Raw genomic sequence first — 10,844 nt, 5'->3', positions numbered from 1 at the left:
GGGGCCGGGATGGCATAGTTGGGCCATGGGACAGCAGAAGAACGGCAAAAGCACCAAGAACGACAAAGTCGCCAAGAACGGCAAGGTCGCCAAGAACGACAAGACCGCCAAGGGCGCCAAGAACGGCAAGGGCACGCAGGCCGCCAAGGCCGCGGCGGCCCCGAAGTCCTCCCCGGTGGAGCCGGCGGGGGTGCTCGGATTCGACGTGCGGCCCAGCGCCGCGCTGCGTGCCCCGCAGCACGTCAGCCTGGCCACGATCGACCCCAACTCCACCCCCGGCTACCGGGGCCGGAAGGCCGAGGGCAAGGAGACGCTGAAGGCGGCCGACGACGTGCTCAGCCAGCTTCAGGAGCGCTACTTCGCCGAGTCGCGCATCGGCGAGAAAAAGGACCGCGTGCTGCTGATCCTCCAGGCCATGGACACGGCCGGGAAGGGCGGGATCGTCCGGCACGTCATCGGGTCCGTGGATCCCCAGGGCGTGAGCCACCACGCGTTCAAGGCGCCCACCCGCGCCGAACTGCGGCACGACTTCCTCTGGCGCATCGAGAAGCGCCTTCCGGAGGAAGGCATGCTGGGCGTCTTCGACCGGTCGCACTACGAGGACGTGCTGATCCACCGCGTCCGGGGGCTGTCGGCGCCGGAGGAGATCGAGCGCCGGTACGGCGCCATCCGCGAGCTCGAGGCCGGCCTGGCCGGATCGGGCACCCGCGTGATCAAGGTGATGCTGCACATCTCCAAGGGCGAGCAGCACGATCGGCTCGCCGAGCGGCTCGACCGCCCGGACAAGCACTGGAAGTTCAGCCCCGCGGACATCGACGAACGCGCGGTCTGGGACGACTACATGGAGGCCTACGAACTCGCGATCCGGCAGACGAACACCGACGAGGCGCCCTGGTACGTCGTCCCGGCCAACCACAAGTGGTACGCGCGCATCGCCGTGCAGCAGCTGCTCATCGAGGCGTTGCAGGACATCGACCCGCAGTGGCCGGCCGCCGACTTCGACGTCAAGGAGCAGAAGCTGCGCCTCGCGGCCTCCGTCTAGGCGTCCGAACCCTCGTCGGCCCTCGCGCGGGCGGCCTCGAGCCGCTGGCGCGCGCCCTCGAGCCACGCCTCGCAGCGCTCGGCCAGGGCCTCGCCGCGCTCCCACAGGGCCAGGGACTGCTCCAGGCTGGCGCCGCCGGCCTCCAGCTGGGAGACGACGGCGACGAGCTCCTCGCGGGCCTGTTCGTAGTTGAGTTCCGCGACATCCGTGTGCAGGGGGCGGGCGTTCGTACCGGTGTCAGTCATGCGAGTTTCCCTTCGCTGTGGATTCATCTGGTGGCAGCACGACGGCGTCGAACCGGCCCCGGGCGACCCTCACCGCGAGGCGGGTGCCGGCGGGGGCGTCCGCCGGATCGCGGACGACCGCGCCGTCGGCGGCGGCCTGCACCACCGCGTAGCCGCGGTCCAGCGTCTGTTGCGGCGACAGCGCCCGGACCTGGGCGCGCAGGTGCGCGACGGCGTCGGACCCCCGGGACAGCGCCGCGCGCATCGAATGAAGGGAGCGCTGGCGGAGCCGCCGGACGTCCTCGGCGCGCACGTCCACCATGCCGGAGGGCTGGGACATCACGGGGCGCGTGCGCAGCGACTCCAGGCGGTGGGACTCGCGCTCGAGGAACTGCCGGACCGCGCGGTCCAGCCGAAGCCGGGCCTGCTGGATCCGCTGGCGCTCCTCGCCCACGTCCGGCACGATCCGCTTGGCGGCGTCCGTCGGCGTCGAGGCGCGGAGGTCCGCCACGTCGTCCAGGATGGGCCGGTCGGCCTCGTGCCCGATGGCGCTGACCACCGGGGTGGAGGCCGCCGCGACCGCGCGGACCAGGTCCTCGGAGCTGAACGGCAGGAGATCCTCCAGCGCGCCGCCGCCGCGCGCGATCACGATCACGTCGACGGCGTCCAGGGCGTCGAGTTCACGCAGGGCCTGCACGATTTCGCGCACCGCGTTCTGGCCCTGGACGGCGGTGTTGCGGACCTCGAACTCCACGCCCGGCCAGCGCAGGGAGGCGTTGCGCAGCACGTCCTTCTCGGCGTCCGAGTTGCGCCCGGTGATCAGCCCCACGCGGCGGGGCAGCACGGGGAGGGGGCGCTTGCGCGCCGTGTCGAACAGGCCCTCGGCCTGCAGCGCCTGGCGGAGCCGCTCGAGCCGGACCAGCAGGTCGCCCAGCCCCACGGGCCTGAGGTCTGAGGCGTTCATGGAGAGCCTGCCGGTCTTCAGGTAGAGGTTCGGGCGGACCCGGGCGACCACCCGTGCGCCGACTTCCGGCCGGGATTCCAGCGTGCGCATGACCGAAGCCCAGACCGTGACGGAGAGCGAGTACTCGACGTCGACGTCGCGCATGGTCAGGTAGGCGTGGCCGTTGCGGATGTTCGCCTCCAGCAGCTGGCCCTCGATCCAGACGTCCGGGGAGCGCTCGATGTGCTGCTTGAGCTTTTCCGAGAAGAGCCGCAGGGGCCACGGCGATTCGGGGGAGGTGTCCGCCGCCGTCGCTGGCACGGTCGTCGGCCCAGCACGTTCCTCGTCCACGGACTTCCTTCCCGGCCGGTCCCTCCGGCACCCTCCATAACTATCAGTAAGGTGGGACAAATCGGGCACGCCGCCACGGCGGTGCCGGAAGGAGAACGACATGCGTGCGATCTGGGCGGCCCTGCTGATGGTCGTCGCGGCCGTCCTCGCCGTGGGAGCCGTCGCCGGTTTCGGGGTCGACCGCCTGGCCCGCACCGCGGAGCCCGCGCGGCAGATCGCCGGTCCGCTGGCCGATGACCCGCGGCTTCGCGACGCGCTGGCGGCGGAGCTCTCGGCGCGGCTGCTGGAGCAGGTGCCGGATCGCGCGGAGATCCCGGCCGTCGTCGCTCCGCTCCTCGAACGGGCTGCCTCGGAAGCCGTCTCCACGGCCCTTGCGGAGCCGGACTTCCGCGGGGCCTGGCTCGAGACCGTCGACCTCACGCGGGAACGCTACGTCGCCCGCCTGGAGGCCGTGGGCGCCGGGGACTTGCCCGGGGGAGCGGGATCCTCGGCGACCGCGGCCCTGGAGCTGCGGCCGCTGGCTGTTTTGGGCCACGCGCGCCTGCAGGAGGCGGCGGACCGCTTCGGGCTCGGCCCGCTGGTGGAGCCGCTGGGGGACAGGCTCGACATCTCGGTCGAACTCGGGGTGCCGGACCCGGCGGACGTCGCGCCCGAAACGCTCGCCGGGGCGGTTCGGCTCTCGGCGCAGTGGGGCTGGTGGGCCGTGGCCTCCGCCGTGGCGGCCCTGGCATCGCTGCTGCTCGCGGACGCCCGCGGCCGGTGGTGGGTCCTCACGCTCGGCGGGACGGTCGTGGCCGTCCTCGGCGGCGCGGCGCTCGCCCTCGCGTCGCGTGCGGCATCCGGTGCCGCGGCTTCCGGTGCGGCGGATCCCGGGGACGGGGCCGGGCGGATCGAGGCGCTCGTGGGACACACCCTGATGGAGGGCCTGGCGACCCAAGCCGTCCCCCTGGCCTGGTGGACGCTGGTGGCGGGCTGCGCCGTCGCGGCCACCGGGGTCGCGCTGCGCGTCCTGAGGAGGCCGGCGGCGACCCGCTAGAATCGGGGGTATGCCTTCCAGCTCCTCCGTTCCGGTCTCCGTCCCCATGCCCTCGGTCCCGCGCCGGCGCCGCAGCCCCGAGGACGTGGCGGCCGCGTCCCCGGTCGCCGGTCCGAAGCGCGTGCTGCTGGCGGCCCCGCGCGGCTACTGCGCCGGCGTAGACCGCGCCGTCATCGCGGTGGAGAAGGCCCTGGAGCACTACGGGCCGCCCGTCTACGTGCGCAAGCAGATCGTCCACAACCTGCACGTGGTCACCACGCTGGAGGAGCGCGGGGCCATCTTCGTCGAGGAGACGGACGAGGTGCCAGAAGGCGCCCTCGTGATCTTCTCCGCCCACGGCGTCAGCCCGGCCGTCGTCCAGTCGGCCGAGGACCGCAACCTGCGCACCATCGACGCGACCTGCCCGCTGGTGACGAAGGTGCACCGCGAGGCGGTGCGGTTCGCCAGGGACGACTACGAGATCCTCCTCATCGGCCACGAGGGCCACGAAGAGGTGGAGGGAACCTACGGCGAGGCGCCGGAACACACCCAGATCGTGAACAACCCGGAGGAGGCCGCCACGATCCAGGTGCGCGACCCGGACCGGCTGATCTGGCTCTCACAGACGACGCTCTCCGTCGACGAGACCATGGAGACCGTCCGCCGCCTGCGCGAGCGCTTCCCCAACCTGCAGGATCCGCCCAGCGACGACATTTGCTACGCCACCTCCAACCGCCAGACCGCGATCAAGAAGATCGCGCCACAGGCCGATCTGGTGCTCGTGGTCGGTTCCTCGAACTCCTCGAACTCCGTCCGCCTGGTGGAGGTGGCACTGGAGTACGGCGCGCGCGCGGCCTACCGCGTGGACTACGCCAATGAAATCGACGAGACCTGGTTCGAGGGTGTCGGGACCGTCGGCGTGACCTCCGGCGCGTCCGTGCCCGAGGTCCTGGTGCGCGAGGTGCTGCACCTGCTGGACGACTACGGCTTCGGCCCGGCCGAGGAAGTGGTGACGGCGCAGGAGGACATCCTGTTCTCGCTGCCCAAGGAGCTGCGCGCGAAGCTCAAGGAGGCCGGCGACGCCACCGTCGGCCTCGGCGGCCGCGGGGCGCGCACGAGCGGCTAGCGGACGGCCGGCGCCTCGCGCGTCGGCCCGCCCGTGGGATCAGCCGTGCGATCGGCCCGCCCGCGTGGACGGGGCACGCAGCCTGCGCATCGGACGTGCCGCGTCAGCCCGCCCGGGCCGACGCGCCGTCGGCCCCGTCCCGTCCGCCGGTGGCGTTCTCCGCCAGCTGGCGCTCGTCCAGGAGTTCCGTGGCGCTGAGCACGCGCGGGGTGGACTCGAGCGGCGGCGCCTCCAGGCGAGTGCGGCCCGAGGCCGCGGCGCTTCCCAGCCCCGGATCCAATTCCTGGATCCGCCGGGCCGAGGGCAGCACCCGCGACTCGAGGGCGCCGACGAAGGCGTTGTACTTCTCGACGCTGGCCTTCAGCGAACCGCCGAGCCGCGCGACGTGGCCGCCCATCGTGCCCAGGCGCTCGTAGAGCTCGCGGGACTGGTCGAAGAGGGCCCGGGCGTTCTCGGTGAGCAGCTCCTGGCGCCAGGCGAAGGCGAGTCCCTTGAGGATGGACAGGAGCGTCGCGGGCGAGGCGAGGGCGACGTTCTTGGAGAAGGCGTGGTCCAGCAGGCCCGGGTCCGCGGACAGGGCGGCCGCCAGGAAGGACTCCGCCGGCAGGAAGCAGACCACCAGTTCGGGGCTTCCGGCGACCCCGTCCCAGTACCTTTTGGACCCGAGCGTGTCCACGTGCGCGCGCAGCGCCTTGGCGTGCGCCGCCAGAAGCTCCGCCTGGCGGGCGCGCAGGCCGGGATCGGCGTCCGTGTCCAGCTCCTGCGCCTCGAGGTAGGAGTTCAGCGGCACCTTGGCGTCGACGGCGACGCTCTTCCCGCCGGGCAGTGAGACCACCAGGTCCGGACGCTGCCCGCCGGGCGTGACCACCTGCTCGCTGAAGTCGACGTGCTCGAGCATGCCCGCCGCCTCGACCACCCGGCGTAGCTGCACCTCGCCCCAGACGCCGCGGGCGGCGTTGTTGCGCAAAGCTCCCGCCAACGACGAGGTGGTCCGCAGCAACGCCGCGTCCTGTTCCGCCGCGGCGACCAGTTGCTGGCTCAGCTGCCCGTACTGCTCCACGCGGTCGCGTTCGAGCAGCGCGACCTGGGACTGGACCTGCCGCAGCTTCTCGGCCACGGGGGAGAGCGCGGCCAGCACGGCATGGTCCTGCCGGCCGCGCTCGCGGTCCTCCGCCGCGTGGGCGCGCAGCAACGCGTTCTCCGCCTCCGCGCCCGCCAGCCGGTTCGACGCCTCCCCGAGGCGCCGCGCCGCGTCGTCGTTCTCCGCCCGCAACCCGGAAAGCGACCCCCGCACCGCGAACCACCACAGCGAACCGGCGCCCGCGAGCGCCCCGAGCAGGAGGGTGAGGCCCGCCACTAACCAGCCGAAAGCATCCATGGAACCACTCTGCCAGCCAGCGCCGACAGTTTGCGGCAGGTAGACTCGTCTCCCGTGGCTCTTACTATCGGAATCGTCGGACTGCCCAACGTCGGCAAGTCAACCCTCTTCAACGCCCTCACCCGTGCGCAGGTGCTCGCGGCCAACTATCCGTTCGCGACCATCGAACCCAACGTCGGCGTCGTCCCGCTGCCGGACCCGCGGTTGGCGACGCTGGCCGGCATCTTCGGCAGCGAGCGCGTCCTGCCCGCGACGGTCTCCTTCGTGGACATCGCCGGCATCGTCAAGGGCGCGTCCGAGGGCGAGGGCCTGGGCAACAAGTTCCTGGCCAACATCCGCGAGGCCGACGCGATCTGCCAGGTGACCCGTGTGTTCGAGGACTCCGACGTGGTCCACGTCGACGGCGAGGTGAACCCGGCGTCGGACATCGAGACCATCTCCACCGAGCTGATCCTCGCGGACCTGCAGACCATCGAGAACCAGATGCCGCGGCTCGAGAAGGAACTGCGCGCGAAGAAGATCGAGGCGTCCTTCATCGAGACGGTCAAGGCCGCGCAGAAGGTGCTGGAGGAGGGCAAGACCCTGTTCGCCGGGGCCGCCGCCGCGAAGGTGGACCTCGAGGAAATCGCGCCGCTGCAGCTGATGACCACCAAGCCGTTCATCTACGTCTTCAACACCGACGAGGCCGGGCTGGCCAACGCCGAGATGCAGGCCGAGCTCTCCGCCCTTGTCGCCCCGGCCGAGGCCATCTTCCTGGACGCGCAGTTCGAGTCCGAGCTGGCCGAGCTGACCGAGGAGGAGGCCGCCGAGATGCTCGAGGACGCCGGCTACGCCGAATCCGGGCTGGACAAGCTGGCCCGGGTGGGCTTCGAGACCCTGGGCCTGCAGACCTACCTCACCGCCGGTCCCAAGGAATCGCGCGCCTGGACGATCCACAAGGGAGACACCGCCCCCCAGGCCGCGGGCGTGATCCACACCGACTTCCAGCGCGGCTTCATCAAGGCCGAGGTGATCGGTTTCGACGACCTGGTCGACGCCGGGTCGGTCGCCGCGGCGAAGTCCGCCGGCAAGGCCCGCATCGAGGGCAAGGACTACGTCATGCGCGACGGCGACGTGGTGGAGTTCCGCTTCAACGTCTAGCCTCGGCTCTCATCCGGAGCTGTGGAGCCGGCCCGTCCGCGAGCCCCATCATCCGCGCCATCGGAACAGGGGCTCGGCCGAATCGCGTTGCTGCTCGGTTTAGCGACTGGGAGAGTGCCCGGCGATGCGCGCACGCAGGCAGGTCATTCGGAATCAGGGCGCCGTCGGTTGCGCTTGGTTTCGGAGCGCCTGCGTTTTCCCTCGAGCCGACGACGCCGCGAGCCACCCGTGGGACGGCTCAATCGCCGGACGACCGGGGGAACCACTGCATCCCGCAGGACCGCGGCGAGGCGTTGCCTCGCCGCAGTCCTATTGAGCCGCTGGGCACGGTGCTCGGAGGCGCTGATGGTCAGCACCGTGCCCGAGACTCTCTCGGCGAGCCGGTCGAGGGCGCGTTCGCGTTGGACCTCGCTCAGGGCCGTTGTCGTGCGTAGATCGAGACTGAGTTGCACACGCGAGTCGGCGGTGTTGACGCCCTGACCGCCAGGGCCGGAGGCTCGGGAGAACTGCTCGACCAGCTCTCCCGCCGGTATGCGAAGGCCGCGGGGCGCGCCGGGTCCCGGGGGCACATGCAGGTAGTCCACATGATCATTATCCCGCAACTCCGTGGTGGATGCCGCGATCAGTACCGGTCGGAAGCAGCCAAGGCTGGATGCCATGCATCGCGCATGACCGCGTGCACGAACCGGAGGTGATGTGGCGATGGAACGTGGTGAGGTTCCGCTTCAACGCCTGACCCGACGGCGGCCCTCGGCCCGGGGCCGCCCCACTATCGTGGGGGTATGGAATCCGGCCCGCGTGTGCGCCTCGTCCTGCCGCACCAGCTCTTCGAGCAGCACCTCGACGTGGCCGGGGACACCGTGTTCGTGCTCATCGAGCACGACCTCCTCTTCCGCCAGTACGCGTTCCATTCCCACAAGCTGGTCCTGCACCGCGCGTCGATGGCCCGCTTCGCCCGTCTCCTCATGGACCACGGCTACGAGGTTGAGGTCCTCGAAAGCGATGCCGACCGCGGCTCCCGCGACCAGCTCGCGCAGTTCGTGCGCAACCGCGGCCCGGCGCAGGTGACCTGGTTCGACGTGGTCGACGACTGGCTCGAGCGGGATCTGATCGCCGGGCTCGCCGACGGCGGCTACCGGATGCGCCCCGAGCACGTGCTGGAGACGCCGAACTTCCTCACCGACCGGCAGCAGATCGACGACTGGTTCTCGCGCCACGACTCCCACCTGCAGGACTTCTACGTGTGGCAGCGTCGCCGGCTCGGCATCCTCGTCGACGACGGCGAACCCGTCGGCGGGAGGTGGTCCTTCGACGCCGACAACCGCAAGGGGCTTCCCCGCGGCTACGCGCCGCACGTGGTGGGCCGCTTCGCGCGCCATCCCGTCCTCCGGCGCGAGGGGACCTTCGACATCGACGCGCTGATGCCGGGCGCTGACGCGGCGGGCGGCGGGACGCCCCGGGAGGTCGAGCTCGCGATCGCCTGGGTGGGCGCCGAGTTCCCCCACGCCCCCGGGGACCCCCACCTGTTCGCCTGGCCCACCAGCGGCGACGAAGCCCGCGAGCATCTGCAGGAGTTCGTCCGCGAACGCCTGCACGACTTCGGTCCCTACGAGGACGCGATCTCCACGGCGCATCCGTTCATCGCCCACGGACTGCTGACCGCCGCGCTGAACATCGGGCTGCTGGATCCGCGCGACGTCGTGCGGACGGTCCTCGAGGGCGCCGACCGCCACACCCCGCTCGCCTCCGTCGAGGGGTTCGTGCGGCAGGTGGTCGGCTGGCGGGAATACATGCGCGCCACCTACCGCACCAGCGGCCGCCGGATGCGCACCGCCAATCGGTTCGACCACCGGCACGCGCTCGGGGACGGCTGGTGGGACGCGACCACCGGGCTGGCGCCCGTGGACATGGTCGTCTCCCGCGTGCTCGCCACCGGGTACGCCCACCACATCGAGCGGCTGATGGTGCTCGGCAACGCGATGTCCCTGCTGCGGATCCATCCCGACCGGGTCTACGAATGGTTCATGGAGCTGTTCATCGACGCGTACGACTGGGTCATGGTCCCCAATGTCTACGCGATGAGCCAGTTCGCGGCGGGGGAGGAGATCACCACCAAGCCCTACGTGTCGGGCAGCAACTACCTGCGGAAGATGTCGGACCTGCCTGCGGGAGAGTGGATGCCCGCGTGGGACGGCCTGTACTGGACGTTCGTCGAGGACCACCGCGCGGTCCTGGAGGGGAACCCTCGCCTGCGGATGGTCCTCGCGCAGCTCGACGCCATGGACCCGGGCACGCGGGAGATCCATCGACGCCGCGCCGCGGCGCTGCTCGACGCCGGGAGCGACACGGCACTGCTGAGAACGACGCCGGAGCGCGGAACAACGCGCGCCCCCTGACGGTGCGCGGAACGGAGACCGCCCAACCATCTCCAGGGTGGAACGAGCGGTGCTACCGTGGGCGGATGAGTCCCGCAGAGCCGCTTCCCGGCCCGCCCGCCGACGGCCCGCGGGAGGGACCCGGGCCGCAGGGCCCCTCCGGTGCGCAGGGGGCGCCGGCGCTCCGCGGACCGCGCGGCAGCCGTCCCCTGGGCCCGGCCCGGAGGATCGCCGCGGCCGTCCTGGGGCTCGTGCTGCTGTTCGCCGGTGCGGGCCACCTCGGCTTCGCACGCCGTGAGTTCGCGGCCCAGGTCCCCGCGTGGGTGCCGTTGGATGCCGACCTCGTCGTCGTGCTCTCGGGCGTCGTCGAGTTGGCGCTGGGCGCCGCGCTGCTGCTGGCGCCCCGGCACCGCGTCCCCGTCGGATGGGCGACGGCCGCCTTCTTCGTGGCGATCTTCCCGGGTAACATCGCCCAGTTCGCGAGCCGCGCCGATGCCTTCGGGCTGTCCACGGACACGGCGCGCGCGGCCCGCCTTGCCTTCCAGCCGCTGCTGGTGGTCTGGGCCCTCTGGTCGACGGGTGCCTGGCGGGACCGCGCGGTGCTGGGCGGCGCCGTCCGGCGGCGGGGTCGGTGACGGGGGTGTCCGGGCGCGCCGTTCCCGAGCGCGACGTGCTGCGCGCCGAGATCCTCCGCCTCGCGGAGGCCCGGGGGAGGGGCCGGACGATCTGTCCGTCGGAGGTCGCCCGTTCCCTGGACCCGCAGGACTGGAGGAGGCTCATGCAGCCGGTCCGCGAGGCGGCGTTCGGTCTCGCCGACGAGCGTGCTGTCGCCATTCTGCAGCGCGGGGAGATCGTCGACGGGCGGACCGCCAAGGGGCCCCTGCGCATCGGATGGGTGGCCGGCTGACCCCGTCTCCGGCGGCCGTGGCGGGCGGGGCGCGCGCGGCGCGCCGGAAGGGCGGATTTATTTTCCGACTTCTTGACGGAAAAGCCGCGTCACATCCGCAGACTGGTTGGCCGAACCCAATCTGAAAGAAATCCTTGAGTTCCCGCGGTTCCCCGGCGTTGCGGGGAAAACGGACGGGGAATGTGACGTACCCCTCTTTAAGTTGCGACTCCATAACATCGCATTCTGAAGCGAGATTTTTATATCCAACCCCCCACCCTCCGGTCTAAGGTTTTCCCATGTGAGACGCGCCACGAACACCGGCGTCGTCAGAGCCAAGTGCAGAGCTTGGCTTGTAAACACA

The 10,844-nt window shown here is 71.4% G+C and carries 11 protein-coding genes; 7 read left to right on the top strand and 4 right to left on the bottom strand.

All coding sequences use genetic code 11. From position 1 onward, the window contains the following. Window positions 1-25: 25 nt before the first annotated feature. Window positions 26-1,042, top strand: coding sequence for a PPK2 family polyphosphate kinase (locus ACETWP_RS13750; protein ID WP_373972829.1), 1,017 nt, complete (start codon window positions 26-28; stop codon window positions 1,040-1,042). Here the strand turns inward: ACETWP_RS13750 and ACETWP_RS13745 are convergent. Then, entirely contained in the window at window positions 1,039-1,287 is a 249-nt protein-coding gene (locus tag ACETWP_RS13745; RefSeq protein ID WP_373972822.1) for an exodeoxyribonuclease VII small subunit, read from the bottom strand. The two genes, ACETWP_RS13750 and ACETWP_RS13745, sit on opposite strands and share 4 nt — an antisense overlap. After that, the gene (gene xseA, locus ACETWP_RS13740; RefSeq protein ID WP_373972821.1) at window positions 1,280-2,560 is read right to left on the bottom strand and encodes an exodeoxyribonuclease VII large subunit; all 1,281 of its coding nucleotides are present in this window, start codon (window positions 2,558-2,560) and stop codon (window positions 1,280-1,282) included. The genes ACETWP_RS13745 and xseA overlap by 8 nt, the downstream gene beginning before the upstream one ends. A 100-nt stretch (window positions 2,561-2,660) precedes the next feature. Here xseA and ACETWP_RS13735 point away from each other — a divergent pair, with 100 nt between their 5' ends. Then, on the top strand, window positions 2,661-3,596 hold the full coding sequence (locus ACETWP_RS13735) for a hypothetical protein (protein WP_373972820.1): 936 nt from the start codon (window positions 2,661-2,663) through the stop codon (window positions 3,594-3,596). Window positions 3,597-3,606: 10 nt separating this feature from the next. Next, window positions 3,607-4,701 carry a 4-hydroxy-3-methylbut-2-enyl diphosphate reductase gene (locus tag ACETWP_RS13730; RefSeq protein ID WP_373972819.1) on the top strand — a complete coding sequence of 365 codons (1,095 nt, stop codon included), beginning with the start codon at window positions 3,607-3,609 and terminating at the stop codon, window positions 4,699-4,701. 103 nt (window positions 4,702-4,804) lie between these two features. Here the strand turns inward: ACETWP_RS13730 and ACETWP_RS13725 are convergent, their stop codons facing one another. Further along, window positions 4,805-6,079: a DNA recombination protein RmuC gene (locus ACETWP_RS13725; RefSeq protein WP_373972818.1), complete on the bottom strand. Its 1,275-nt coding sequence runs from the start codon at window positions 6,077-6,079 to the stop codon at window positions 4,805-4,807. Window positions 6,080-6,133: 54 nt separating this feature from the next. Here ACETWP_RS13725 and ychF point away from each other — a divergent pair, with 54 nt between their 5' ends. Beyond that, complete coding sequence (gene ychF, locus ACETWP_RS13720) at window positions 6,134-7,219, top strand: redox-regulated ATPase YchF (protein WP_373972817.1); 1,086 nt, start codon at window positions 6,134-6,136, stop codon at window positions 7,217-7,219. Window positions 7,220-7,362: 143 nt separating this feature from the next. On the opposite strand, the gene arfB is transcribed toward ychF, so the two are convergent. Continuing rightward, window positions 7,363-7,803, bottom strand: coding sequence for an alternative ribosome rescue aminoacyl-tRNA hydrolase ArfB (gene arfB, locus ACETWP_RS13715; RefSeq protein ID WP_373972828.1), 441 nt, complete (start codon window positions 7,801-7,803; stop codon window positions 7,363-7,365). Window positions 7,804-8,001: 198 nt separating this feature from the next. Here arfB and ACETWP_RS13710 point away from each other — a divergent pair, with 198 nt between their 5' ends. From ACETWP_RS13710 to ACETWP_RS13700, 3 genes are all read left to right on the top strand, one after another. Beyond that, window positions 8,002-9,615, top strand: a complete 1,614-nt coding sequence (locus ACETWP_RS13710; RefSeq protein ID WP_373972816.1) for a cryptochrome/photolyase family protein — start codon at window positions 8,002-8,004, stop codon at window positions 9,613-9,615. Between the two features lie 65 nt (window positions 9,616-9,680). Next, window positions 9,681-10,229 carry a DoxX family protein gene (locus ACETWP_RS13705; protein ID WP_373972815.1) on the top strand — a complete coding sequence of 183 codons (549 nt, stop codon included), beginning with the start codon at window positions 9,681-9,683 and terminating at the stop codon, window positions 10,227-10,229. 5 nt (window positions 10,230-10,234) lie between these two features. Continuing rightward, window positions 10,235-10,501 (top strand): DUF3253 domain-containing protein, encoded by a 267-nt coding sequence (locus ACETWP_RS13700; RefSeq protein ID WP_373972814.1) that lies wholly within the window; start codon window positions 10,235-10,237, stop codon window positions 10,499-10,501. The last annotated feature ends 343 nt before the right edge of the window (window positions 10,502-10,844 follow it).

It is taken from the genome of Arthrobacter halodurans (assembly GCF_041877255.1).
In the GTDB taxonomy this organism is placed as follows: domain Bacteria; phylum Actinomycetota; class Actinomycetes; order Actinomycetales; family Micrococcaceae; genus Arthrobacter_N; species Arthrobacter_N halodurans.
The sequence above is the reverse complement of the archived record's forward strand: the minus strand, read 5'-3'. Positions and strand labels throughout refer to the sequence as shown.